Genomic DNA, 24671 nt, shown 5'->3' with positions numbered 1-24671 from the left:
TATTATTATGAATTTGTTAGAAAAAACGAGAAAAATTAATGTGATGCTTCAAAAAACAATGGGTGGCAGCGGAGTAGGCTTCCAAGATCTTGCAAGACTTTTATCTGAAGTGATTTCTGCAAATGTTTACATCATTACCGCAGATGGCTCGATCCTGGGAAGTGGAATGAATCAGGAGATTACCCTGCAAGAAGAAGGTCGTTCATCCACGCAGCTGCAGGAAGGTGTACATCAAAAGCTGCTGGAAGTTTCACAAACCTTGGCGAACGAGCCGATTACCAGTCCGTACAGCCTTGTTCCAAAAGAGATGAATTCGATCTTCCCGCAAATGATGACGACGATTGTTCCTATCAATGCAGGGGGAAGCCGTCTTGGCACACTCGTCCTGCTGCGTGCTTACGGTCAGTTTGAAACAGAGGATCTGATTTTGGGAGAGATCGGTGCTACCGTGATCGGTATGAAAATCGTTCGTCAGCGCACAGAACAGATTGAAAATGAAGTGCGCGACAAAACTTTTGCCAAAATCGCACTCTCATCGTTGTCCTACAGTGAACAGATCGCGATTGAAAAAATTATGGAGCAATTGGATGCACGCGAAGGTTTGCTGGTAGCTAGTCAGCTGGCAGATCAAGCAGGTCTGACACGTTCCGTCATTGTGAACGCTCTTCGCAAGCTAGCAAGCGCGGGTGTGCTGGAATCCCGTTCGTTAGGGATGAAGGGCACATATATCAAAGTGCTGAATGATAAATTCCCATCTGAATTGGCGAAATGGAAAACCTCATAAATGGCACGAGCTATGCGGAAGCTCTCCCTGTACTGGGAGGGCTTTTGTTTATGAATCAACAAGTATAGCAGAATCGATAAAACGTTCATGATTTAGCGATTGAATAAATGATTTTCTTCCCTTTATAATGTCCACAAAGGTTTAAACTTCAAAAAATTCAAAAATTAAAGTTCATACTTCAAAAGCGAATGGAGGGTCAAAGAATGAAGGTGATTATTGGTGGGATTGCGCATGAAACGAACACGTTTTCCAATGTGCCCACGACGCTTGAGATGTTTCAAAGCTATGAGTGGGATTATCATGATACAATTGTGAATCGCAATCGGGGCGTTCGCAACTTTCCAGGAGGGATGGTGGATCGCGCCGAAGAGCTGGGCATCGAGCTCCTGCCGACCTTTCTCACCTTTACGTATCCAGCGGGGACGATTTTGCGAGAAGCGTATGACCGGATAAAAAAGGAGCTTCTTGACACGATTGCTGCGACAGAAGGCGCAGATGCCATTTGTCTGGGGCTTCATGGAGCGGGGGTTGTAGAAGGAATAGATGACTTGGAGGGAGACATTCTGGCATCAGTGCGTCAATTGGTCGGTTATGACATTCCCTTAATTGTTACGCTCGACCTCCATGCAAACATGACACAAAAAATGGTGGATGAGGCCGATGCGCTCCTGGGTGTTCATCTCTACCCGCATGTGGATTGCTATGAACGCGGGATTGAAGCCATCGATCTGGCGCATAAGATGGTTACGGAAGGTATCAAGCCGACCATGCATTTGACCCGACTGCCACTATTGATTCCGACATCAGCTACTCATCATTCCCCGGCACGCGAAATAAACGAAGCCTGCTGGGCGTGGGAAAAGGAAGCAGGTGTCATCGACTGTGCATTCTTCCACGGTTTTCCGTACACGGACATTCCTGATCTGGGCGTCTCTGTTTTGAGCGTTACGAATAACGATCCAAAGCTCGCCAAAAAAGTGAGCGAGGATGTCGCCAGTCTGATTTGGGAAAAGCGGGATGAATTCGAGCTTAACATGCCTTCTCCTGCTGAGGGAATTGCGATGGCACTTGAAACGGAAGGCATGCCCATCGTAATCAATGAGACCTCAGATAATCCAGGCGGAGGCACACCCGGAGACGGAACGCATTTGCTGCGGGCTATGCTGGAAGCCAAGCTGACAAATGCATGCTTTGGTTTTATTTACGATCCCGAAGTGGTCCAGATTGCCCATCAGGCTGGAGTAGGTGCTACCATACAACTATCACTGGGTGGAAAGACAGACTACTTGCATGGAGAACCACTTGAAGTAACAGCTTACGTCAAAGCTTTGACAGATGGAAAATTCATTGCGACGACGCCGATGGGGCAAGGGGGCCTTGAGAATTTTGGCAAGTCCGTACGCTTGCAAATTGACGGGGTTGATGTACTGGTTTGCTCTGTGAAATCGCAAGTACTGGATGAGCAAATTTTTCTGTTGCACGGAATTGACGTGACCAAATACAAGATCGTGGCCTTGAAATCGAGCACACATTTCCGGGCATCCTTTGAACCGATCAGCGCACGCGTCATTACCGTCGATTCGCCGGGATTGACGACGCTCAACTTCCGCTTCTTCAAATACGAGCGCGCTATTCGTCCGATTTATCCGTTAGACCCAGCCACAGAGTGGAACCTACATCAATTGACAAGGAAGTAGATGATCATGGAATCCGTACAGGAGCGCATCCGCAAGCATTATCCGGAATTGACCAACCAACAAAAACTCGCAGCCAAATACATTCTCGCCGAGCCGAAAACCGTTGCCCTGCAACCTGCCAAAGTTGTCGGGGCATTGAGCGGCACAAGCGAAACGACAATCATCCGACTATCCTATGCTCTCGCCTACTCCGGGTACAGCGAATTGCAAAATGAGATTCGCAGCTCCTTATTGGAAAAAGTCCCAAAAGCTGATGCCATCCACAGTTTTCGAACAGCGGCTGTGGAGATGAAGGGAAAACAAGACCTGATTTCTTATAACATGGAGCAGGATGTTGCGTATATTCGGCAAACGTTAGGGGAGCTGCAAAAGAACCATCTTTTGCAAGCGGTTTCAAGTATTATGGCAGCCAAAAACATTCTCGTTGTAGGGTTTCGCAGCTCTTATGCTCCAGCCCATTGGCTCGCCTTTACACTGAATGTCGTCAGAGGAAACGCGCATCTGTACAATGGGCCAGTTGATGACGTCAACTATCTGTTGACCCAGATCAATCAGGAGTGGCTCGTGATCGCACTCTCCTTCCCCCGCTATACGAGTGAAACGATCCTGTTTGCAAAAGCAGCCAAAGAGAGAGGCGCCAAAATCATCGGGATTACAGACGATGAGCTATCTCCGATTGGGCCGGTAGCCGATCAGATTTTGAAAGTTAGCGCACCTGCTCCTACTGCCTTAAAAGGAATGACGGCGATCTTTTCCATGCTGAATATTTTGATCAGTGGTGTGGTTCAGGCTGATGGAGAACAGGTACAACAAAGACTGAAAGAATACGAAGAGACAAGTCGACAAATATACCCGTTTGCGGAAGGGACAGAAGTGTAACGGCAATTGATAAGGGGGATGGACATGAAGATTCACAGATGGAAGCAAGGGGCCATAAGTGTATTAGTGGCAACGGCGGTGATTGCAGGCTGCTCCTCACAGCCGACCAATCAAGCGGGGAATGACACGTCGGCCAAAGGTAACACATTAGTCATCGCTTCCTTGACAGACCCAGACTCGCTTGATATGCACAAAACGAGCTGGCTGAGTATGGAAAACAGCTTAATATACGAGCCTCTATTGACCCGCGATGCAACAGGCAAACTCCATCCGCGTTTGGCAGAAAAGTACGAAATCTCGCCGGACGGCAAGGTTTGGACATTTACCCTTCGAAAAGATGTCCGCTACCACTCTGGCGATCCAATGACGGCAGCGTCCGTAAAAGATTCCTTTGAACGTTTGCTTGCCATTTCGCCTGTGAAGGGGCTTACAGGTCCGATTGAAAAAGTGGAAGCAACAGACGAGCACACGCTCAAGGTGCATTTTAGCCAACCGTTTGCCCCTTTTGTGAATGTCATTGTCGGTGGGTTAGTCTCACCTCTTGACGCCAAAAAGGCAAAAGAATTAGGGGATGGCTTCTCAGATAACCCGTCTGCAACGGGGCCGATCATCTTTGACAAACGCGAGCGGGGTGCTTCGCTCACCTACAAGAAAAATCCTGATTATAACTGGGGACCGGAGTACGCAGCCAACAAAGGTCCTATTCAGATGGACAGCATTATGTTCCGGCTTATGAAAGACGACGATACGCGACTGATGGAATTCAAAAAGGGTACGGTCCATGTGTTGTATGATGCGCCGCCGAACTCGGTTGCGGAGCTTGAGACACTGCCCGGAGTCAAGATTGAGAAAGTGATGGACATCGGAAACAAATACATCGCTTTTAACAATAAGCACCCGTTGTTTTCAGATGTCCGTCTGCGCAAAGCAGTAGCCCTCTCCGTAGATCGAGATCCAGTAGTTCAGGTAGCGTTGAACGGCTTCGGCAAGCCGGTTTATGGTCCATTGGCACCCACGATTTATGGCTACAGTGAAGCGATTGAAAGCAAGGCGAAGCAGTTGTATTCGAGAGATTTAGGCAAAGCCAAGCAGTTGCTGGCGGAAGCGGGCTGGACGGACAGTAACGGGGATGGAATCGTAGATAAGGATGGAAAACCGTTGTCTGTAGAAATGCTTGTCTCTCAAGAGCCAGCGTTTCAGCGTGCGGTGCAGATTTTGCAGAGTCAGCTAAAAGAAGCAGGTATTGATATGAAAATCAGCGTGCAAGAAATGATGACGATCAAAGATCGCATTTCGAAAAAGTCGTATGACATGGCTTTGATGTACTACGGCTGGTTTGATGCTGATATCTTGTACCTCATCTTTGAAAAGAGCAATTCAACAAGTCGTACTCAATACAACAGCCCTGAGTTGGATGTTTTACTGAACAAAGGACGTTTGGAAATGAATGAGCAGGCGCGTCTCAAGGTTTACGAAGACGCACAGGAGATATTGCTAAAAGATTTGCCGTGGGTCCCTTTGTGGGTAAGCGAGACGGTAATCGCCACACGCGGCGTCAAAGGCTTTACGGTCAATCCGTACACGCAAGGCATTACCTTGCATGATGTCACGCTCGAAAAATAGACAGCGGAGGTGAAGGCATGCGCCGATATGTAATAAAAAGATTACTTTCCCTGGTGGGTACACTGCTTGGCGTATCCGTCCTGATCTTCTTGATGGTGCACCTCATTCCGGGCGATCCCGCAACACAAATACTCGGACAGTTTGCGACACCAGAGGCCATCAGTCAAATGAGAGCGACGCTCGGTCTTGATCAACCACTGTGGCAGCAATACTTGCGGTTTGTCGGAAACCTGTTTGCGGGCGATTTGGGAACATCGTTATTCACTGGTGAAAAGGTATGGGATCAGATTATCAACCGTTTTCCGATCACCATGCAGCTTGCCATCCTTAGTGTAATTATTGCCGCAATATTCGGCATTTTGTTGGGCACGATTGCTGCCGTCAAGCAAAACACTATCGTCGATCGGCTTGTGGTGCTTACCTCGTTACTCGGTATTTCGGCACCGGGCTTCTGGATTGCCTTGTTTCTCATCTGGATTTTTGCTTACAAGCTGGCCTTGTTTCCGATTTCCGGTTATGAGGGGATTCACTCCCTGTTGCTGCCAGCGATTACCTTGGGTATGGCGGAAGCAGGGATGATCGCACGAATGACCCGCTCCAGTATGCTGGAAGTCATCAAGCAGGATTACATGCGGACAGCCGAGGCTAAGGGAGCGGCGCTTTTCCGAATCATTTTGAGCCACGGTCTGCCGAACGCCATTATTCCTGTTGTCACGATGCTAGGCTTGCAGTTCGGTTCGCTCATGGCTGGAGCAGTGGTGGTGGAAACCGTGTTTTCTCTGCAAGGGATCGGCAGCCTGGCAATTGAGGCGATTGGTAAACGGGATATGCCGACTATACAGGGCATGGTGTTTTTCATGGCGTTGATTTTTGCCTTAACCAATTTGATCGTGGATCTTATTTACAGCCGGATTGATCCGCGAATCCATTTCGACTAAGGAAGGAGCGGATGGATGTTGAACAGTAATCGTCCGGAGTCGTATTGGGGAGGGATGGGCAAACGGCTGAGACGCAATAAGACAGCAATGGCGGGTGTGGTCATTCTGATCGTCTTTACACTGGGATCGCTTCTTGCTCCAGTCATTGCCCCTCATCCTGTCGAACAAATGAACTTTAACAGCCGATTAAGCGCTCCGAGTCTGACTCATCTTCTCGGAACGGATGATTTCGGCAGGGATATTTTTTCCCGTTTGTTGCATGGGGGGCGAATTTCCTTACTGATGGGTTTGATAACGGTTGTGCTTTCTACCTTGGTAGGTGTAACGCTCGGTATTATCGCTGGCTATTATCGCCGTGCGGATCTGTTTATCATGCAGGGCATGGATATTCTCATGTCACTTCCTGCACTGCTTCTGGCGATCGCTGTCATTGCGGTCTTGGGTCCTGGGTTAACGAACGCCATGATCGCGGTAGTGATTGCCGTCATTCCGTCCTATGTGCGGGTCGTTCGCTCTGCGGTCTTATCTATAAGGGAGAAAGAGTACATTGAGGCTGTTCGCGCTCTGGGGATCAGGGACTGGCAGATTTTGCTGAAACATGTTTTACCGAATATTCTCTCCCCAATCATCGTGCTTTCCACCATTCAATTCGGTGTGAGTATTTTGGCGGCAGCGGCCTTGAGCTTTCTCGGACTGGGTGCGCAACCGCCGATGCCTGAGTGGGGGGCCATGGTTTTTGTCGGCAAGGCATTCTTGAGTCAGGCCTGGTGGATGTCCATTTTTCCTGGATTGGCCATCATGCTGGTTGTCCTTGGCTTCAATCTGTTAGGTGACGGATTACGGGATGCATTCGACCCGAAAACGAGGTAATGGATGAAGGGGGGCACAAACTGATGAAAGAGGTACTTTTGGAAGTAAAGGATTTACGCTTGCAGTTCAAGACGGATAAAGGCGAGCTGCCAGCGCTGCAAGGCATTTCATTTCAACTGAAAAAAGGTGAGACGGTAGCGCTAGTAGGCGAATCTGGCTGTGGAAAAAGCGTGACGTCCCTGGCGATAATGGGACTCTTGTCCCGGGCGAATGCACAGATGGAGGGAAGCATTCGATTTCGTGATATCTTATTGAACCAGTTGAGTACGGGTGAACTTCGCAACATTCGCGGCAAAGATATCGCGATGATTTTTCAGGAGCCGATGACGTCACTCAATCCGGTCCATACGATTGGCCGACAGCTAGAGGAAGTGTATCAGCTGCATACCGATTTATCGAAAAAGGAACGCCAAGCAAAAGCAATTGAGATGCTCAAAAAAGTGGGCGTGCCGAGGGCAGAAGACATCATGCGAGAATACCCCCATCAGCTCTCAGGGGGGATGAAGCAGCGGGTCATGATTGCGATGGCGATGGCTTGCAACCCGGATTTATTGATCGCGGACGAGCCGACGACTGCACTGGATGTGACCATTCAAGCGCAAATTTTGGAACTGATGAACGATCTGAAGGAGAACGATCATACCTCTCTGCTGCTCATTACGCATGACTTGGGTGTCGTGGCTGAAATGGCTGATCGTGTACTTGTGATGTACTACGGGGAGATCGTAGAGGAAGCTGACGTTGCCAGTCTGTTTTCGCATCCCAAGCATCCGTATACGATTGGACTTTTACGCTGCATCCCCGATCTGGATGAGGAGGAGAAGCTTCGTCTCGATCCGATTGAAGGCAGTGTCCCGCTACTGGGTGAAGTGACACAAGGGTGTGCATTCCGCTTCCGCTGCTCGCAGGCCGAGGAACGATGTTACCAAGAAAAACCGCCGCTGATGGCAACGGGCACAGGCACGCAGGCCGTGCGATGCTGGCTGTACGAGAACAAGGAGATGGCGGTATGAGTGATATCTTGTTATCGGTAAATGATTTGAAGACGTATTTTCCCATTAGCAAAGGACTGTTTCGCAATAGCGACGAAATGATTAAGGCAGTCGATGGGGTTTCCTTCCAGTTGCGAAAAGGCGAAACGCTTGGGTTGGTAGGAGAGAGCGGTTGTGGCAAGTCAACGACGGGTCGCAGCATCATGCGACTCATTGAGCCGACGGGTGGAACGATTGAATTTGAAGGGCAAAACATTTCGGAGATGTCGGCTGCACGTTTTCGTCCACTCCGCAAACGAATGCAAATCGTGTTTCAGGACCCGTATGCGTCGTTAAATCCACGGATGACCGTGCAAGGGGCTTTGGAGGAGGCGTTAGGCGTCAAAGATCCACAGATGTCGGCGAAAGAAAGGCGCGATCAAGTAAAAGAGTTGCTTCAGATGGTCGGACTGAATGCTCAATACGCTACACGCTTTCCCCATGAGTTTAGCGGGGGGCAGCGGCAGCGGATCGGGATCGCTCGCGCACTGGCGGTAGAACCTTCATTGATCGTGGCAGATGAGCCGGTTTCAGCACTGGACGTGTCCATTCAGGCGCAGATCGTCAATCTTTTGCAGGATTTGCAGCAACGTCTAGGCTTGAGCTATCTGTTTATTTCACACGATCTAGGTGTCGTTCGCCACATCAGTGACAGAATTGCTGTGATGTATCTCGGACGAATCGTCGAAATCGCCAGCAAAAAGGATTTGTTTACGCGCCCGTTACATCCGTACACAGAAGCGCTCATGTCAGCGGTTCCCAAAGCCAATCCGTTTCGGAAGAAGGAGCGAATCGTTCTTTCCGGGGATGTTCCCTCTCCGGCGAATGTTCCCGTTGGGTGTGCATTTCATACCAGGTGCTCATATGCTACGGAAATTTGCCGCACAGTGCGTCCTGTCGCTACATTAGCTTCACCGCAACATTATGTCACTTGTCATTTATATGGAACAGAAGGGATGAAGTACATTGAAAATCGAACGAATTGAATTGCAGCAACTACACATGCCACTTCGTTTCCGTTTTGAAACGAGCTTTGGATATACGACCATCAAGGAGCTTATTTTGGTCAGTGTTTATGGAGAAGGAGAGGTAGGGCACGCGGAAAGTGTGGCGATGTCGGCCCCTTATTATAGTGAAGAAACGACAGAGACAGTGTGGCACATGATGGAAAAGTTTATGATACCGAAGCTGTTCGCGAATGAGATCGAGACTCCGGAGGATGTGGATCGGCTGTTTGCCCCGATTCGCCGCAATAACATGGCGAAGGCCGCTTTAGAAGGCGCAATCTGGGATCTCTACAGTAAGCAAAAAGGAATCTCTCTCGCCAAAGCATTAGGAGGCGAGAAATCTGTCATCGACGTTGGGATCAGCATCGGTATCGAACCGACTGTCGAGCAAGTTTTGGCAAAAGTAGAGCGCCACCTCGGTGAGGGCTACAAGAAGATCAAGGTAAAGATCAAGCCGGGCTTTGACGTAGAAGTGATTCGAGCGATCCGCGAACGCTTTGGCGAGGGTGTCCCGTTGATGGCAGATGCGAACTCCGCTTACACGATGGAGCATTTGGATGTGATGAAGGAGCTGGATCAATATGGGCTGATGATGATCGAACAGCCACTCGCCCATGACGACATTATTGATCATGCCAAGCTGCAAAGGGAGCTGTCCACACCCATCTGCCTCGATGAAAGTATTCACAATGTGGATGATGCCAGAAAAGCGATAGAGCTAGGCAGCTGCGGCATTATTAATATCAAGGTGGGGAGGGTCGGTGGACTAACAGAGTCCAAGCGCATTCACGACCTGTGTCAGGCACACGACATTCCGGTTTGGTGCGGAGGCATGATTGAGTCGGGTGTTGGCCGCGCACACAACATTGCGATTACTTCTTTGCCGAATTTTACGATCCCAGGTGATACAGCCGCCTCCAGCCGTTACTGGGAGGAAGACATCGTGGAGAATGGTGTAGAGCTGATGGCCCCAGGTCAATTAGCAGTTCCAGATAGCCCGGGCATCGGTTATACCCTGAACCAAGAGGCGATCGGCAATTATGTGATTCGCACGGCAAACTTCCGGCCTTAAACCAAAGCTTAAAGAAAAAGGGGAGAAGGAACATGGCGGATTGGGTACAGTCGTTTGAGGAATACGCGCAAAAGCTGCTTGCAGAGTCAAAAGTAACAGGAACAGCAGTCGGATTGGCAGAGCAAGGAGAGCTGAGGTATTTCCATGGCTTTGGTTTGGCTGATAACACAGAGGATGCAAAAGCATTAACCGCTGATACGGTGTTTGGCATCGGTTCTGTGACCAAATCCTTTACATGTGTGGCCATCATGCAGCTTCAGGACGCAGGAAAGCTATCCGTTCATGATCCTGTCATCAAGTATCTCCCTGAGCTCCGCACGCCTAATGAAGCTTATATCCGTGAGATCACGATCCATCATCTGATGACACATACCGCAGGTTTTCCTCCTTTGGATACATTAGCGGGTGCAATGAAAAAAAGCATTGTGGAGGGAGGGGATGACCTGTCCTCTAGCTCCGGTCTTGCTTTTGATCTCGATAAAGCGGAAGAGATCAATACAAAAGAAGAATTCATGGCCTATATCGGCAAGCTGAATTACGAGTTTTTAGGTGCGCCTGGAACGGAGTTTAGCTACTCCAACGATAGTTATGCCATGCTCGGACTGATTATTGAGCGAGTGAGCGGGAAATCTTACGAGCAGTTTGTGCAGGATCATATTTTGGTGCCTGCCGGAATGAAGAACAGTGCTTTTCTCGTCGAGGATTTGCCAGAGGGGGCAGAGGTAGCTACCTTGTTTACCCGAAAAAGCCCAAAGGATGGCGGTGAGGTATACCGTTCCCCTTCCTGGTGGGATTCACCATCGATGCGTGCCGCTGGTTTTCTGAAATCGACCATTCACGATCTATTGCGTTATACGGAAATATTCAGAACAGGTGGATTGGTTGGCGAGAATCGTTTGCTCTCACCCGAGAGTGTGGAGGCCATGACGGCGCCTCATTTCTCGATTGCGCCGTTTCAGGCATACGGCTACGGATTGTTTGTAGCCAATTGCCATGATGGAACACTCATTGAGCACGGAGGAGCGATCAAGGGAGTTGCGGCACAAATTTTTGTTTTACCGGAGCGGGGTCTGACAGGAGCCGTACTGATGAACACAGATGGCGGGCCAATGGCAGACTTGATGCATGGAATTTTAAACGCAACCAATGGGCACTCTCCGGATACAGTGCCGTTCCAATATCCGGATTATGAAATTTCTGTAGATGCACTCGCTGCATTTACCGGGGAGTACCGTTCGTCCGAAGGGGCTACTGTATCGGTAGAAATCGAAGAGAACGAGCTGGTAGCGAAGAGTAATGGAACGAATATTCCACTTCGTTCAGTGGGAGAAGACAGCTTCGTCATGAAGCGGGGAGAAACGGATGCGTTTATCCGCTTCGTACGCGATGAGGCAGGAGTAGTTACGCGGATGGGCTTTGGCGCTCGTCAGCTGATAAAGGTCCTTGCCGAAAAAGAACAAACCGTATAAAAAGCAAAACGCGTACCTGCAAGAGCTCATGCTTGCGTGGTACGCGTTCTTTTTATTTATAGGAGAAACTAAGAAGAAAGGGTGGCAGGAAGCAGCTCCTCCTCCATTGCGGGTTTTTTCCAGTTCGGATGCTGCTCCATTTGCCGGAACGAGCGGAAAAAAAACAGGCTGAGGCTGACACTTGCAAATATGATACCGCCAAAGAATAATAGATGCCCCGGTGTTGCGATGTTTTTGGCGAGAAGAAAGGAGCACAGTGCATAGCTGACTGGCCCGAAGCCAACGGACATCAAGGAAAGCAATGACATGACACGACCGAGCATGTTGGCAGGGACGGTACTTTGAATGTAGGTGATAAATGGAATATTCGTCATACTAAGTGCCATTCCGATGAGAAAATGAGAGACAAGTCCAAAGGAAAGCTCCTCAATGAAATAATACGAGCTGATTCCAACTCCCATACATCCGAGAATAACAGGGAGTAACATAAATTTTCCACGGAATCCTTTAAACAATCCAGTCAACATACCCCCGACAATCATGCCGACTCCAAGTGAGGTAATGAGTGAGCTAAAAGCACTCCCGTCCCATCCGAGGTCATTTACATGAATGGGAATGATCATGTTAACTGGGCCGGAGAACATCATGTTGGTGAATAGGGATGTTGTTAAAATAATCGCAAGGATCGGGATTGAATACGTAAAACGAATTCCTCCGACGATTTCCTTGAAATATGAGCGTGCCTTTGAATCTGTTGTAGACTCTGAAGTTGTGTCTTTGGTGTTTGAGTGTGAATGGAGAGAGAGTACAAAGAGTGTTCCTACGAAGAAGGTGCATGCCAAGATCATAAACATGATCGGGTAACTAACGGTTCCAATGAATAAGGCCGTAATTATCGGTCCGGCAACCAAGCTAATCTGATGGCATAGTTCCATTAAGCTGTTAGCTGGCGCAAGTTGTTCTCGAGAGACAAGACAAAGTCGTGCCGAGGATTGCCCCTGAGCCCATGGCATTCACGATATACCAGTTGAGCAGGATGAAGAAAGCTCCGTCAGCCATTGCCGAAAATAAAGTGCCGCACCATAACCGGACAAACGATCCATTTTTCCAAAGGGAATTATTTGTCGCCAGCGTGCTCATCTCCATCTTCCCCCTTCTTTTTCTTCACCACAATTTTGCCGGTGAAATGCTTGAATTCAGACTTTTGGTGCTCATAGTTATCTGGCAAGGAATCGTCTTCTGCGACGTAGTAACGTACATTCGTCATGAACCCGACCGTGACCATGTAAAAGTTTTCAACCGTATCCTCCGCTTCTCCAGCAGCAATCCTCTCTAAGTAGCGATCTTCCATTTCGGACAGCTCCTCAAGTAAAGCCTTATATTTATTGAGCCAAGCAACTATTTCTTTCCGAGGTGCTTTCACTTCAGAGTTAACTGCAATGGCAGGAGGACGATCCTCTTGATCCGAAAAGAGCATGAATGACTCGTCTGGTGCGTTATACAGGCGATTCATACTGGAGCGCAGGTGATTTAGCATCGTTTCCTGCAACAGGATACTGTCTTCGCGCAGGGAGGGCAGCAAATCTTCACTAACCTTGAAATCGTAAGCAACAGCCCGATAAAACTTTTGCACGATCCCGTTCTTTTCTTCCGTACGCACGACCTCAACGAAGCCGTGGTTTTCCAATTCCTTCAGGTGATAATGCACCTTAGAGGGAGAAAGGGAGAGAAGGGTCGCGAGCTGCTTGCCTGTGTATTCCTCCTTGACCAGCATCGTGATGATCTGTAGGCGCAAGGAATCGCTGACAGCTTTTAATTGATCCAAAGTTTCCACAACTACGTATCGTTTCAAGTCGATCAACCTCGTTTCGCTGAACGTGAATGTTTTATTATTTTTAGACGTTCAGTTTTATTTGAACGTGTTGTAACAACAAAACGATCCACTTCGCAAGATTGATTTGCGCTTATTTTTCGACAAATGCTACAATATTGAAAACGGTGAGAGGGTGCATTCCTGTGGCGATCTTGCAACATCCCGTCTTTCGCCGTTTGTATACGGCCCACATTGTACACATCATCGGAAATGAATTTACATTTATTGCGGTCGTTGGACTTTTACATGATTTAAGTGGATCGGGACTTTCTTTTGCGGCAGGGACTGTGTTTCGCATGATCCCCTATGTATTTGCCAGCTTTTTCGCAGGGACGCTTGTGGAGAATTGGGATAAACGGCGGGTCATGATTGTCGTCAATCTGCTTCGCGGCATTCTCGTCAGTTTGTTTTTCTTCATCACATCTGCGACCTACTTATGGGTGGCTTTTTTGTTATTGATTCTGGTCAATATTTGCAGTGCTTTTTTCCAACCAGCCATGCAAGTCGCGATCGTACAATCCGTGGAGGAAAAGGATAGACTGGCTGCCAATTCCCTTTTGCAGGGGACGACTTCGTTTCTCATTATTGTTTGTCAGGGTGTGGCAGCAGTTCTGGTTTACTTGTTCTCTTACCGTTACAACTTTTTGCTTGATGCCGCCTGTTATTTGTTGTCGTTGTTCATCTTGCTACCGCTCCCGCATATCGCCAACTCTGTTGCATCGAAAGCGTCTGTACCTTTTATGGAAAGGCTAAATGAGGGCTTCCGCTATATCGGCAAGCATCGGGAAATTGCAAGTGTGATCGGCTACCAGATGGCGGAACGGGTATGTGGGGCCTATTACATTATGCTGATGTACTATGTTCTTACGGAGCGTGGAGAGGGCTTGTATGTATTCGGACTCTTGGATATTCCTTTGGGACTCGGGGGCGTGATCGCTGGGATTGCCGTGAACAAGCTGTCTGACAACCTGAGTGAAAAAGCAACATGGCGTGTCCAAGGCTGGGCACTCGTTGCGATGGGATGCTCGATTGTCGCCGTGTTTCATACGAAACCACTACTTGGACTGGCAATCGCTATCCTCTTTGCATCAACGGCTCAGTTTAGCTCATCGATATTGTCTGTGACAAAGCTTCAGCGGCTGTCTGATCCTGCTTATCTGGCTCGCGTTTTTTCCATTCGGGAAATGGCGACCATGGGAAGCTTTTCTGCGAGCTGCTTGATTCTCGGTTTCACTGCGGAGCAGGTCGGGAGTGCTGCTGTCTCCGTGTGGCTTGGTTTCTTTGGGGTTGCAGCAGGACTCCTGTGGCTTTGGAGCCGTCGCAAGTTGCAAAGGATCGCAGACGTCAGGATAGATTCCTCTGCTTAATGGGAGCAGAGGTTCTTTTTTTATATAAAATGAAACTTTTATATATAATAAATATAATTATTGAAAAAGTATGAATCTAATTATACAATGAATGGAAAATAGAGAAAAAGGAAGATGCAGCATGAAGGAATTATGGCGGCAGCGTTCATTTCGTTGGTATTGGCTGGGGATGTTCTTATCTAGTCTGGGGGATCAATTTGGCTGGATGGGCTTGACGTGGTTTGTCATGAAGAAAACAGGCTCACCTGCTGCAATGGGTGGGGTCGTTCTCGCATATATGCTCCCTGCTGTTTTTGCTGGTTTAGTAGCGGGAGTTTTGCTGGATCGATTTGATCGACGCAAGCTCATCATGATGGACAATATGGCGCGAGGACTTATTTTTATAGCGTTGGTCGCATTATTGCAGATCGATCAAGTTCCCTTGTTGGTGATATACGTACTGATTGTGATTGCAGGAATCCTTTCTCCGTTGAGCACAGCTGGGGCGCAAACTTTGTTGCCTAGAATTGTCTCGGACAAAAATCAATTGGTCAAAGCGAATGGTGTGATGGAAACGCAATGGCAAATTGTATATATGTTTGGCCCGGCACTCGCGGGTGTTTTAATTGGGTTGATTGGGGAAGCTTATGTTCTGTTGATTGATGCGGCAAGCTTTTTTGTATGTGCATTCTGCTTCTCCCGGTTGCCGCGTGAGCTGACAAAAAGCGCGAATCCTACAGCGATTGCAAAAGGTCAAATGGGAGTCTTCTTTCGTTCTCTCTGGAGTGACATGCGAACAGGGTATCGCTACATATTTGGACGCAAGCAATTGATCATTCTTGTTTTCTTTACGTTTTTGTTTAACATGTCGTATGGCCCGATTGAAATTGCGCTACCACTGTATGCGAATCAGGATTTGGCAGGAGGATCTGTTGCGTTAGGGATGCTGTGGTCTTCTTTGGCAATCGGGGCATTACTAGGCTCTCTCTTCTTTTCGACGGTTACGTGGAAACTTCCGTTGGGTTCGACGCTAGCAGGGATTATCGTGGCGTGGGGATTAACCACATTGCCAATCGCTTTATTCTCAAGGCTGGAGATCGCGATGGCTTCGATGGTTGTGGCGGGCTTTTGCTTTGCTCCCTATAACATCATGTATAGAAGCTATCTGCAAAAGCAGGTGCCCGATGCTCTCTTGGGGCGGGTATTAACCAGCGTTCGCACGATTACGGGGACAGGAATGCCGGCGGGAGCGGCTGTCTCTGGCTTCCTCATACCCTTCCTGGGCGTTCAAGGGATCATTGGAGCCGGAGCAGCCGTATGTATCATTTTCGGTATCCTTGCATTCGGGGCATTGAAAAACTTGGAGGATTCCTCATCACTTCCGATTGATGAGAGGTGAGACGAGGTGTTTTAGCCACTGAGGCAATAGGAAGTAGATGCGGGAGAGCGCATGCAGACGAAATGGCATGGCAACCTCCGGACGTTTTGCTTCTGCTGCTCGATAAATGGCCCTTGCCGTTTGTTCCGGTGTCAACAAATACCGACTTACTTTACTGCGATAGCTACCCGTTTTGTCTGCCTTATCCAAAAAGGGTGTGTCGATCGGCCCTGGCATTGCACACGTCACAGCGATTCCACTGCCTTGAAGCTCGTGGCGCAATCCTTCACTAAAGCGGATGACAGCTGCTTTGCTGGCAGCATATACCGCAGCTTTGGCTGTAGCGACCTGTCCAGCAAGTGAGGCAACCGTGATAATATGACCTTGCTTATGTTGGAGCATCATCGGCAAAAAGGCACGGGTCATGTAGAGAACACCGGAAATATTCGTTCGCAGTGTTTCTTCCAGCTCCTCTACGCGCATTTCGATAAGTGGTTCAAAGACGGCCATCCCGGCATTGTTGTAAAGAAAATCGCAACGTTCGAAGCGGATGTGCACCCATGCAGCGAACTGCCGAATGTCTTCGTTGCTGCTGACGTCCAACAGGTAATGATGGAGCCGATCAGGATAATCTTTTTGTAACGAAACGAGTTCCTGGGTAATCGTTTTCCGGCTTGTGGCAATGACACAGTCTCCTTTTTCCAAATGAAGTTGAGTCAAAGCTAGACCAAGACCACCAGAAGCCCCGGTGATGACAACAATACGGGGAATCGACATGTCATTCTCTTCTTTCTTTATAGAGTTTGTTTCCATTGTAAATGGCAAAGTATAAGCCCCTGAGTTGATGTGAAGGCTAGCCTCTAGGGGGTGAATGCACATGCCAGCAGTAAAATGTTCTGTAGCAAACTGTGAGTACTGGGCGAAGGGCAATCTTTGCAGCGCCGAAGAAATCATGGTAGAGATTGACGCTCACGCAACTGTGAACTTGAAAGAAGAGTTTGCAGGTGAGTTCGGTCAAAATACGCAGCATAAGGATCAGGCGTCCACTTCGTCTGAGACCTGTTGTCTGACGTTTAAGCCGAGGAAATCAGAGAAGGAGTAACGATGCTTCGGCGCAAAAAGGACGTATCCCATTAAGGTGATACGTCTTTTTGCTATTCAACCTATACGCTTGTCTTAGCTGGGAAAAGCTCGTTGACTTTTTGGGCAACTTCTTCCCAAGCAGTGACTCGATGGACGAGTGGAGGAAGAGAAGCCTGATTATAAGGAGTGTTAAACAAGAACACAGGAATTTGCAGCGCTTCTGACAATTGCAAAGCGTTCTCCAGACGATCCTCCAAAAAAAGGTCCACGCCCCATTTGCGGGCAGCTGACAGCTTGTCGTGGCTCCCAATCAAATCCACTTCATGATGAGGGATATTGTAGCGAGCGAACCATTGTAAGGTCACATCGCGGTGACGATCCTCACGAGCACTTATATATACCAGCTTGTGGGAGGTAAACCAATCGCGCAAAACCTGATCGGCAATTCCATGAACAGGCGCACCATCATATAGGCGCTCCCCATTTTGATCCAGCCACATTTCAAACTCTGCGTCCGTGATTTGATACACGTTGGCTAAATTGTATTCCACACAATCTTCATATCGTAAATCTCTTCCAAAGCTCTCATTCATCAACGGAACAATACTGCTGGGTGATGTGACTGTACCGTCAATATCAATGCCAATGGTTAGGATTTTGTCTGGTTTCATTCTCTCGCCTCCCGTTTAAATTGTACAACGTAGGCAGACAATAAGGCTACTTCCTTCACTTAATTAATCCTTTACCAAAAAAGGGGCTGAGCATGCTATGTTGGATCGACACGAACGTAATGATGCGAAGCGGAAGGAAGACACCGGTTTTTCCGAGACGGTTGATCAGCACGACAGGGAGTTTGCAGCGAATACTTGGACACAGGCCGTCTTTGATGAAGAGGAAGATCGGTCGAGGCGCAGGATTCACTATGACCCCCATTCCTTGACAGAGCGCTATTCAGGCGAGCTGGATGAGGAGCGAAAGGACTTTTCGGAGCGTTTGGATGACGTTGTTTTGACAAAAGAGGACCGTTCACCGGTTGCCGAAGTCAGAGATGACGACATCGAAGCGGCGGCGGAAATTGCCGAGCCGTTTCCGACCAATCGTGCCACACGTGAGATCGACACAGACGAGGAAAACCAGGAAAATGGGGCCAGAGGTATCGGGATGACTGGCTTGGGCTTATCGATCCTGTCCCTGTTTCTCATGCCGTACTTGGTGGCTCCAATTGGTATGGTGCTTGGCTATCTGGCGTATCGACGCAACTCGAAGACGCTGGGAGTCTGGGCGATGATTATAGGTGCTGTTGCCATTTTGGGCGCATTAGTCATCTACCCGTATTATACGGCTCGCTAAAAGCATCAAACTGTAAACCCTCTCCAGTTCTTTTTGCCGGAGAGGGTTTTTTAGTTGCGCCACTGCTATTTGTACAAAGAGGAAACAAAAGGCGTAATGGCTGCGATCACGGCGTCAGAAAACACATCGGAACGACGTACGCGATTATCCGTTAAGAGGGAATAGGCGCCGCCGCGATGATTACTGCCCACGGTTTTCCCCCATTCATCTATGATCGTACTGAGCTCAATTTGCTCCTGCTGAATTCGGTGAACGGCATGATTCGGGATAGGAAAAGCCAACCCCTTTCCAATAAATAGCTCACTTCCATTCCACGCCGCGCAGATAGAAATCAAATACCACTGCTTTGTAAACTGCTCATCGTACATAAGTCCGCCTTCCAAGCCTAGCCCAATGTCTGCTTCTGGGGTTTGACTACGTGCAGCTTTTGCCCGATTGATCGCTCCAGTAATCGTTTCTTCTTCACTCATTGGCTGAGCCGCTACGCCTGAGGGGACGGATATGCAGAAAGGCTCCGTGCCAGTTGCTTTTTGAACCGCGAGACGTTTTGCTTCATTTTTCGTTCCGAGTGCATAGCGGAAAATATGATAATCCAACAGCTTGTTCCACCTCTTTCCATCAAAGATGCTAGTGGTAGTATACCACCTTTTGATTCGACCGCGATTCCTTAGGTTGTGGTAAGATAATAGGCATAGATAAAGAGGCAGACCTAGCATACGAAAGAGAAAGAGGAGTGGACGATGAAATTTACGAAGCTGCATGGCTTGGGTAATGATTACGTTTACGTCAACTGTTTTGAGGAAGACTTGTCGCGTGTAGATTTACCCGAATTGGCTAGAAGGGTGAGTGATCGGAATTTTGGCATTGGGGGCGATGGACTGATCCTCATTATGCCATCTGATCGGGCAGATTTTCGCATGCGGGTCTTTAACAATGATGGCAGCGAAGCAAAAAATTGCGGAAACGGCTTGCGCTGTGTGAGCAAGTACGTATACGATCACGGTTTAACTCAGCAAACAACGTTTACCGTGGAGACGTTGGGAGGGACCGTCACTCCTGTTGTATCGCTAGGAGCAGATGGTAAGGTCGATCAAGTAACGATAGATATGGGAGAGCCTCGTTTTGAGCGAGCAGCGATTCCGATGACAGGCATTCCTGAAGAGCAAGCGCGAGAAGAGGTAATCGAGGTCGATGGAACCTCATTTACGATGACGGCTGTTTCGATGGGTAATCCTCATGTCATCCTTTTTGTGGATGAAGTGAAGGAAGAAGATGTTCGCCACTACGGGCCAATGATCGAGTATCACCAATGGTTTCCTGAGCGAACCAACGTCGAATTTATCCAAATATTGAATCAGGAGGAAATTCTTTTCCGTGTTTGGGAGAGGGGATCAGGTGTAACGCTTGCCTGTGGGACAGGAGCTTGCGCTGCTGCTGTAGCTGCCCACCTGAGTGGAAAGACCGATAGAAAGGTCACTGTTCACCTGGCAGGAGGCGATCTCTTTATTGAATGGAAGGAAGCGGATAACCGAGTGTATATGACGGGGCCGGCTACTGAAGTTTTTTCTGGTACGTATTTGGGGGAGATCCCGTTTAAATAACAGCAAGCCAAAACCGTTCCGTCGAAATCGACAGGAGCGGTTTTTTTACAAAAAATAGCGTGGTCACGGCGAATCCTTCATGCCGTCACCACGCTATCGAATTCGAATGAGCGTCACGCGTTGTACACCTCATTTAGGTATGCGACTTCCGTGCGGTCGTACTGAGGGGTATTTTTGTTCATCTTCGTAAGTTCCGCTTGCAGTCTTTTCAATTCGGCTTCCATCTTCTTGATTTCTTCTTGCATAGCTTGTGCTGTCATGGTGGTTCTCTCCTTGTTGTTGTTTTTTATCTAAATTTATTGACTATTCTAACGAAAGGCCAAAACAATGTAAATAGCCTATATTTTGATGTAAGCGCTTTATCAGTGAATAGTCTGTGAACGGTTGTTCAGATTGTCTGTTTTGGTCTTTTGCGATCAACGCACTCTGGGAAAAATAAGGTCGAGAAGTGTAATACTTTGTATGTCCTTTACGAAAAGTCATGTTATGATGAAGCGTAGTATTCGGGCATCTTGCCCTTAGGAAGGTGTGTACCGCTGGTGATTTACTTGGACAACAGTGCGACTACCCGGCCTCATCCTCAAGTGATTGAAACCGTTAGACGCGCGATGGAAAGCTACTATGGAAACCCGTCTTCTTTGCATCAAAAAGGAGTAGAGGCGGAAAATGTACTGAAGCAGGCGCGAAAGGTTGCCGCTCAGTATTTGGGCTGTAAAGAAAGTGAAGTGATTTTCACTTCAGGTGGTACGGAGAGTAATAATACGGCAATCAAGGGTGTAGCCTTTCAATATCAAAACAGAGGGAAACATATTATTACGACGCAGGTAGAGCATCCGGCTGTTTACGATGTTTGCAAGCAGTTGGAAGGCCTGGGATTTACTGTGACGTATCTGCCGGTTGATCGTGAAGGCCGCGTATCGGTAGAAGCTGTTCAAAAGGCAATGCGTCCGGATACGATTCTCGTATCGGTCATGCATGTGAACAACGAGTTGGGAACCATTCAACCGATCCTGGAGATCGGACAATGGTTAAAGCAATTCCCGAAAGTCTTGTTTCACGTCGATGCTGTCCAAGGAATTGGGAAAGTTCCTTTGCGGATCAAGGATTCAGGGATTGATCTGTTGAGCGTCTCTGCGCACAAATTTTACGGCCCCAGAGGAGTCGGCATTTTGTATAAACGAGAAGGCTTGATCATTCACCCGTTGATGATGGGTGGCGGTCAAGAAGGCGGAGTTCGCTCAGGAACGGAAAACCTCCCAGCCATCGCCGGTATGGCAAAAGCAATTCGGATTCTAGAAGAACTGGGCAGCGTCGAGATGATCAGGCTGCAAAATTTGAATCAACAGCTTCGTGAAGGGATTGCAACGATTGAAGGTTGCATTGTGAATACCCCGGAAGCGAATACGGCTCCCCATATTATGAACTTATCAGTACCAGGAGTAAAAGCGGAAGTCCTGTTGCATGCTTTGGAGGAGAAAGGCTTTCTGATATCCACTAAGTCGGCGTGCTCATCCAAAGTCAATGAGCCGAGCAGAGTACTGACTGCGATTGGGATCGAGCGGGATTGCGCGTTGTCCTCTCTGCGAATCAGTCTGGGCCGGGAAAATACAGCGGAGGACATTCAGCAGTTTTTGAAGGCGTTAGAGGAATGCGTCAGTGTGCTTCGAACTTATATCAAACAACAACCTGCCCCTGCTCATAGAAAATAGTGTGGACAACTAAAAGGAGATAAACATGAACTACGATGTTATTTTAATTCGTTATGGTGAGTTGGCGCTCAAAGGTAAAAACCGCGATCAATTCGAAGAAGCTCTTGTCAAAAGCGTGAGAAACGTACTGCGCTCATTTTTTAAAGTAAAAGTTCGACGCAATTACGGCCGGATGTATGTGGAGCTGCATGGCGAGGACGCCTATGCGGTTATGGAGCGGTTGAAGCGCGTTTTTGGCATTTCTTCCTTTAGCCCAACGATCCAGGTAGATCCTGATATTGAAACGATCAAGGAAAAAGCGCTGGAGCTGGTCCGTCAAATGGACCCTCAGCCGCGTACCTTCCGCGTGGTTTCTCGTCGCGCAGATAAACGCTATCCAATTCAATCGATGGAAGTGAACCGCATGGTGGCAACACACATCTTGCGTGCCCTTCCAGCTATCAGTGTAGATTTGCACGAGCCGGATATGGTTGTGAATGTAGAAATTCGTACGGAGGGTACGTACATTAGTTGTGAAACCATCCCGGGACCAGGTGGTTTGCCAGTTGGGGTGAGTGGAAAAGTATTGCTGCTTCTCTCAGGCGGTATCGACAGTCCTGTAGCGGGTTGGATGATGCTGAAGCGTGGTGTGACGCTTGAAGCGATTCATTTCCACAGCTATCCGTTTACGAGCGAGCGCGCTTTGCAAAAGGTACGTGACTTGGCTCATAAGTTGACGAAATGGGGAGGAACTGTCCGTCTCCACGTCGTACCGTTTACCGAGATTCAAACTGCCATTCGTGAAAAATGCCCAGAAGATTATTTGATCACTATTATGCGTCGTTTCATGATGCGCATTTCGGAACGCGTAGCGGAAAATACCAATGCCAAGGCACTCGCAACAGGGGAAAGCCTCGGACAAGTCGCATCGCAAACCTTGGAAAGCATGGACACGATCAACAAGGTCATTTCAATTCCGATCCTGCGACCACTCGTCGCCATGGACAAGGTAGACATTGTGGACATTTCTCGCCAAATCGATACGTACGAGCTGTCTATTTTGCCGTATGAAGACTGCTGCACAGTGTTTACACCGAAAAATCCTGTGACAAGACCGAAGCCTCGCCTCGCCGCAAAATTTGAGGAAGCGCTGGATGTAGAAGCGTTAGTAGCGGATGCTGTAGCGCGGACTGAAATCGAAGAGATTACAACGAAGCCAAAAGAAACGACAACCGACCTGTTCTAACTATAAGTTATAGAGAAACTCGCGACACGGGGGAGAAGGAACCATGATAATCCGTTATGAGCGCAATGGTAAGGTGAAGCATGGCTGGATGGTGGAAGAGGATCACAAAGTACGCGTGATTGAAGGGGACATTTACAAAATTCATACGGCAAAACCGATCATGACGGGCCTTGAGCTGCCTTTGGATGAGGTCACGTTGAAGGCGCCAAGTGATCCAAGCAAGGTCATATGCATCGGATTGAATTACCGAGACCATGCGGCTGAGATGGGGATTGACCTGCCAGAAGAACCGTTGATGTTTTTGAAGCCATCAACCACTGTCATTGGGCCTGGCGAACCCATCGTCTATCCAAAGCTGACGCAGAACCTTCATTATGAAGGCGAGCTCGCCGTGGTGATTAAGAAAGAGGCTAAGAAGATCAAGGCTGCGGATGCAGATGATTATATTTTGGGATTCACTTGTGCGATTGATGTGACTGCGCGCGATCTACAAATGAGCGATGGGCAATGGACGCGGGCAAAAGGCTTTGATACGTTTTGCCCGCTCGGACCTGCTATAGCGGCCAAGCTGGATTATCATAATTTGCGTATCGTGACACGAGTAAACGGGGAAGTTCGTCAGGATGCTCGCACAGACCAACTGATTTTTTCGATCCCGCAGCTGATCGAGGCTGTATCGGCGGTCATGACGCTTCGTCCTGGCGATGTTATTTTAACTGGGACTCCATCTGGTGTAGGTGAGCTTGTTCCAGGTGATGAAATTTCGGTAACCATTGAGGGGATCGGAACCTTAACGACTCATGTAGTTGCTGAGGAGTAGTCATATATTCTTAGTAAGATCGACCAAGCCCCCTGCTTGTTTGAAGTGGGGGGCTTGGTCTTTTATTTTATTCTTCTTCGTTTGGGTCATCATGAATGGGGTGCGCCGATGGGTCTTGTCTAGGAAGGTCTTGATGCATCAGCCTTGTTTCGTAAGTAAAGCGAGTGGTAGTGGAATGCTGTCCAGGCTCCCAGCCTGTTGCTTTCCCTAAGCGAGCTTCGTTCGTGGCAGCCCCAAATGGCCCCTCAGGGAATTCTTCCTGAAGGATTTCATTGCGCTGCGACTCTACAGTAGATAATTCACTGTAATGATCGTTTTCGTATTCTTCATAGGTTGGTTTTGGATCCATAGTAACACCGCCGTTTATTTGTTGGATACTTCACGGGTACACAGCTAAAATGCCAAGCGTTTATAGTGTGAAATAAAAAGAGAATCGCTATTCGTTTTTCCTATTGACTCCGTCACTTATTTCATTTATATTTAAATTCTGTTCGAAACAATCAATACAAATGAAAAATCATCATTAAAAAAGTGAGAAAAACACTTGACTTATATCTGGTGATTTTGTTATATTAGATCTTGTCGCTGCTGAACAAAGCAAAATGGTCGAAAAAACCTCTTGCCAAAACGGATGCGATATGATAAGATAGAAAAGTCGCTTTTGGGCGAACAACACAAAATGTTCCTTGAAAACTGAACAGCGAAAGCGTTAATGAGTCTATCATGAAATGATTTGCCAGCTTTGAACCAGTAACAAACTTTATTGGAGAGTTTGATCCTGGCTCAGGACGAACGCTGGCGGCGTGCCTAATACATGCAAGTCGAGCGAGTCTCTTCGGAGGCTAGCGGCGGACGGGTGAGTAACACGTAGGCAACCTGCCTCTCAGACTGGGATAACATAGGGAAACTTATGCTA

25 protein-coding genes and 1 rRNA gene are annotated in these 24671 nt (G+C 48.2%); 19 read left to right on the top strand and 7 right to left on the bottom strand.

Features of this window, described 5'->3' with window-relative positions; genetic code table 11:
• Positions 1-7 precede the first annotated feature (7 nt).
• The 10 genes from codY (at position 8) to C7R94_RS25530 (ending at position 11370) form a co-directional block, all read left to right on the top strand.
• Positions 8-784, top strand: a complete 777-nt coding sequence (codY, locus tag C7R94_RS25575) for a GTP-sensing pleiotropic transcriptional regulator CodY (protein ID WP_106785486.1) — start codon at positions 8-10, stop codon at positions 782-784.
• A 203-nt stretch (positions 785-987) separates the two neighbouring features.
• Positions 988-2481, top strand: coding sequence for a M81 family metallopeptidase (locus C7R94_RS25570; protein WP_106785485.1), 1494 nt, complete (start codon positions 988-990; stop codon positions 2479-2481).
• Positions 2482-3360: a MurR/RpiR family transcriptional regulator gene (locus tag C7R94_RS25565; RefSeq protein WP_052773424.1), complete on the top strand. Its 879-nt coding sequence runs from the start codon at positions 2482-2484 to the stop codon at positions 3358-3360.
• A gap of 24 nt (positions 3361-3384) precedes the next feature.
• Positions 3385-4983, top strand: a complete 1599-nt coding sequence (locus tag C7R94_RS25560; RefSeq protein WP_106785484.1) for an ABC transporter substrate-binding protein — start codon at positions 3385-3387, stop codon at positions 4981-4983.
• Positions 4984-5000: 17 nt separating this feature from the next.
• Positions 5001-5921, top strand: a complete 921-nt coding sequence (locus C7R94_RS25555; protein WP_106785483.1) for an ABC transporter permease — start codon at positions 5001-5003, stop codon at positions 5919-5921.
• Positions 5922-5936: 15 nt separating this feature from the next.
• Positions 5937-6791 (top strand): ABC transporter permease, encoded by an 855-nt coding sequence (locus C7R94_RS25550; RefSeq protein ID WP_047071980.1) that lies wholly within the window; start codon positions 5937-5939, stop codon positions 6789-6791.
• Positions 6792-6814: 23 nt separating this feature from the next.
• A complete protein-coding gene (locus tag C7R94_RS25545) occupies positions 6815-7804 on the top strand; it encodes an ABC transporter ATP-binding protein (RefSeq protein ID WP_088908700.1) in 990 nt (329 codons plus the stop codon).
• Positions 7801-8808 (top strand): ABC transporter ATP-binding protein, encoded by a 1008-nt coding sequence (locus C7R94_RS25540; RefSeq protein WP_047071984.1) that lies wholly within the window; start codon positions 7801-7803, stop codon positions 8806-8808. Before C7R94_RS25545 ends, C7R94_RS25540 begins: the two co-directional genes overlap by 4 nt.
• Positions 8789-9901: an o-succinylbenzoate synthase gene (menC, locus tag C7R94_RS25535; protein WP_106785482.1), complete on the top strand. Its 1113-nt coding sequence runs from the start codon at positions 8789-8791 to the stop codon at positions 9899-9901. The genes C7R94_RS25540 and menC overlap by 20 nt, the downstream gene beginning before the upstream one ends.
• A 32-nt stretch (positions 9902-9933) precedes the next feature.
• Positions 9934-11370 carry a serine hydrolase gene (locus tag C7R94_RS25530; protein WP_106785481.1) on the top strand — a complete coding sequence of 479 codons (1437 nt, stop codon included), beginning with the start codon at positions 9934-9936 and terminating at the stop codon, positions 11368-11370.
• A 68-nt stretch (positions 11371-11438) separates the two neighbouring features.
• Here the strand turns inward: C7R94_RS25530 and C7R94_RS25525 are convergent, their stop codons facing one another.
• Both C7R94_RS25525 and C7R94_RS25520 read right to left on the bottom strand, forming a co-directional pair.
• Positions 11439-12383 (bottom strand): MFS transporter, encoded by a 945-nt coding sequence (locus C7R94_RS25525; RefSeq protein WP_233220667.1) that lies wholly within the window; start codon positions 12381-12383, stop codon positions 11439-11441.
• A gap of 104 nt (positions 12384-12487) precedes the next feature.
• The gene (locus C7R94_RS25520; protein ID WP_106785480.1) at positions 12488-13222 is read right to left on the bottom strand and encodes a transcriptional regulator; all 735 of its coding nucleotides are present in this window, start codon (positions 13220-13222) and stop codon (positions 12488-12490) included.
• 164 nt (positions 13223-13386) lie between these two features.
• On the opposite strand from C7R94_RS25520, the gene C7R94_RS25515 reads away from it, so the two are divergent.
• A complete protein-coding gene (locus C7R94_RS25515) occupies positions 13387-14610 on the top strand; it encodes an MFS transporter (RefSeq protein ID WP_106785479.1) in 1224 nt (407 codons plus the stop codon).
• A 121-nt stretch (positions 14611-14731) separates the two neighbouring features.
• A complete protein-coding gene (locus tag C7R94_RS25510) occupies positions 14732-15988 on the top strand; it encodes an MFS transporter (RefSeq protein WP_106785478.1) in 1257 nt (418 codons plus the stop codon).
• Here the strand turns inward: C7R94_RS25510 and C7R94_RS25505 are convergent.
• The gene (locus tag C7R94_RS25505) at positions 15965-16744 is read right to left on the bottom strand and encodes an SDR family NAD(P)-dependent oxidoreductase (RefSeq protein ID WP_199197962.1); all 780 of its coding nucleotides are present in this window, start codon (positions 16742-16744) and stop codon (positions 15965-15967) included. The two genes, C7R94_RS25510 and C7R94_RS25505, sit on opposite strands and share 24 nt — an antisense overlap.
• Before the next feature lie 100 nt (positions 16745-16844).
• Here C7R94_RS25505 and C7R94_RS25500 point away from each other — a divergent pair, with 100 nt between their 5' ends.
• The gene (locus tag C7R94_RS25500; protein WP_106785476.1) at positions 16845-17069 is read left to right on the top strand and encodes a DUF1540 domain-containing protein; all 225 of its coding nucleotides are present in this window, start codon (positions 16845-16847) and stop codon (positions 17067-17069) included.
• Between the two features lie 61 nt (positions 17070-17130).
• On the opposite strand, the gene C7R94_RS25495 is transcribed toward C7R94_RS25500, so the two are convergent.
• Positions 17131-17721: a hypothetical protein gene (locus tag C7R94_RS25495; protein WP_106785475.1), complete on the bottom strand. Its 591-nt coding sequence runs from the start codon at positions 17719-17721 to the stop codon at positions 17131-17133.
• 97 nt (positions 17722-17818) lie between these two features.
• On the opposite strand from C7R94_RS25495, the gene C7R94_RS25490 reads away from it, so the two are divergent.
• Positions 17819-18400 carry a DUF1700 domain-containing protein gene (locus C7R94_RS25490; RefSeq protein ID WP_106785474.1) on the top strand — a complete coding sequence of 194 codons (582 nt, stop codon included), beginning with the start codon at positions 17819-17821 and terminating at the stop codon, positions 18398-18400.
• Positions 18401-18465: 65 nt separating this feature from the next.
• On the opposite strand, the gene C7R94_RS25485 is transcribed toward C7R94_RS25490, so the two are convergent.
• Positions 18466-18996 (bottom strand): DUF84 family protein, encoded by a 531-nt coding sequence (locus C7R94_RS25485; RefSeq protein ID WP_106785473.1) that lies wholly within the window; start codon positions 18994-18996, stop codon positions 18466-18468.
• 144 nt (positions 18997-19140) lie between these two features.
• Here C7R94_RS25485 and dapF point away from each other — a divergent pair, with 144 nt between their 5' ends.
• Entirely contained in the window at positions 19141-20001 is an 861-nt protein-coding gene (gene dapF / locus C7R94_RS25480) for a diaminopimelate epimerase (RefSeq protein WP_106785472.1), read from the top strand.
• A 113-nt stretch (positions 20002-20114) separates the two neighbouring features.
• Here dapF and C7R94_RS30415 read toward each other — a convergent pair whose 3' ends face one another.
• Positions 20115-20261: a hypothetical protein gene (locus C7R94_RS30415; RefSeq protein ID WP_162837761.1), complete on the bottom strand. Its 147-nt coding sequence runs from the start codon at positions 20259-20261 to the stop codon at positions 20115-20117.
• 279 nt (positions 20262-20540) lie between these two features.
• Here C7R94_RS30415 and C7R94_RS25475 point away from each other — a divergent pair, with 279 nt between their 5' ends.
• From C7R94_RS25475 to C7R94_RS25465, 3 genes are read left to right on the top strand one after another with little or no spacing between them, the layout of a single operon-like run.
• Entirely contained in the window at positions 20541-21710 is a 1170-nt protein-coding gene (locus tag C7R94_RS25475; RefSeq protein WP_106785471.1) for a cysteine desulfurase family protein, read from the top strand.
• Between the two features lie 25 nt (positions 21711-21735).
• Positions 21736-22935, top strand: coding sequence for a tRNA uracil 4-sulfurtransferase ThiI (gene thiI / locus C7R94_RS25470; protein ID WP_106785470.1), 1200 nt, complete (start codon positions 21736-21738; stop codon positions 22933-22935).
• Positions 22936-22978: 43 nt separating this feature from the next.
• On the top strand, positions 22979-23755 hold the full coding sequence (locus tag C7R94_RS25465) for a fumarylacetoacetate hydrolase family protein (protein WP_106785469.1): 777 nt from the start codon (positions 22979-22981) through the stop codon (positions 23753-23755).
• Between the two features lie 67 nt (positions 23756-23822).
• Here C7R94_RS25465 and C7R94_RS25460 read toward each other — a convergent pair whose 3' ends face one another.
• Positions 23823-24104, bottom strand: a complete 282-nt coding sequence (locus C7R94_RS25460) for a hypothetical protein (protein ID WP_015892359.1) — start codon at positions 24102-24104, stop codon at positions 23823-23825.
• A 411-nt stretch (positions 24105-24515) separates the two neighbouring features.
• Between C7R94_RS25460 and C7R94_RS25455 the strand changes: the two genes are divergently transcribed.
• A 16S ribosomal RNA gene (locus C7R94_RS25455) occupies positions 24516-24671 on the top strand; the annotation flags it as partial.

This window comes from Brevibacillus sp. NRRL NRS-603, assembly GCF_003013445.1.
GTDB lineage: Bacteria > Bacillota > Bacilli > Brevibacillales > Brevibacillaceae > Brevibacillus > Brevibacillus formosus.
The sequence above is the reverse complement of the archived record's forward strand: the minus strand, read 5'-3'. Positions and strand labels throughout refer to the sequence as shown.

Coding starts and splice junctions, on each gene's coding strand:
- codY (WP_106785486.1), top strand. CDS start 8: ATGAATTTGTTAGAAAAAACGAGAAAAATTAATGTGATGCTTCAAAAA.
- C7R94_RS25570 (WP_106785485.1), top strand. CDS start 988: ATGAAGGTGATTATTGGTGGGATTGCGCATGAAACGAACACGTTTTCC.
- C7R94_RS25565 (WP_052773424.1), top strand. CDS start 2,482: ATGATCATGGAATCCGTACAGGAGCGCATCCGCAAGCATTATCCGGAA.
- C7R94_RS25560 (WP_106785484.1), top strand. CDS start 3,385: ATGAAGATTCACAGATGGAAGCAAGGGGCCATAAGTGTATTAGTGGCA.
- C7R94_RS25555 (WP_106785483.1), top strand. CDS start 5,001: ATGCGCCGATATGTAATAAAAAGATTACTTTCCCTGGTGGGTACACTG.
- C7R94_RS25550 (WP_047071980.1), top strand. CDS start 5,937: ATGTTGAACAGTAATCGTCCGGAGTCGTATTGGGGAGGGATGGGCAAA.
- C7R94_RS25545 (WP_088908700.1), top strand. CDS start 6,815: ATGAAAGAGGTACTTTTGGAAGTAAAGGATTTACGCTTGCAGTTCAAG.
- C7R94_RS25540 (WP_047071984.1), top strand. CDS start 7,801: ATGAGTGATATCTTGTTATCGGTAAATGATTTGAAGACGTATTTTCCC.
- C7R94_RS25530 (WP_106785481.1), top strand. CDS start 9,934: ATGGCGGATTGGGTACAGTCGTTTGAGGAATACGCGCAAAAGCTGCTT.
- C7R94_RS25525 (WP_233220667.1), bottom strand. CDS start 12,383: ATGCCATGGGCTCAGGGGCAATCCTCGGCACGACTTTGTCTTGTCTCT.
- C7R94_RS25510 (WP_106785478.1), top strand. CDS start 14,732: ATGAAGGAATTATGGCGGCAGCGTTCATTTCGTTGGTATTGGCTGGGG.
- C7R94_RS25505 (WP_199197962.1), bottom strand. CDS start 16,744: ATGTCGATTCCCCGTATTGTTGTCATCACCGGGGCTTCTGGTGGTCTT.
- C7R94_RS25500 (WP_106785476.1), top strand. CDS start 16,845: ATGCCAGCAGTAAAATGTTCTGTAGCAAACTGTGAGTACTGGGCGAAG.
- C7R94_RS25495 (WP_106785475.1), bottom strand. CDS start 17,721: ATGAAACCAGACAAAATCCTAACCATTGGCATTGATATTGACGGTACA.
- C7R94_RS25490 (WP_106785474.1), top strand. CDS start 17,819: ATGTTGGATCGACACGAACGTAATGATGCGAAGCGGAAGGAAGACACC.
- dapF (WP_106785472.1), top strand. CDS start 19,141: ATGAAATTTACGAAGCTGCATGGCTTGGGTAATGATTACGTTTACGTC.
- C7R94_RS30415 (WP_162837761.1), bottom strand. CDS start 20,261: ATGACAGCACAAGCTATGCAAGAAGAAATCAAGAAGATGGAAGCCGAA.
- thiI (WP_106785470.1), top strand. CDS start 21,736: ATGAACTACGATGTTATTTTAATTCGTTATGGTGAGTTGGCGCTCAAA.
- C7R94_RS25465 (WP_106785469.1), top strand. CDS start 22,979: ATGATAATCCGTTATGAGCGCAATGGTAAGGTGAAGCATGGCTGGATG.
- C7R94_RS25460 (WP_015892359.1), bottom strand. CDS start 24,104: ATGGATCCAAAACCAACCTATGAAGAATACGAAAACGATCATTACAGT.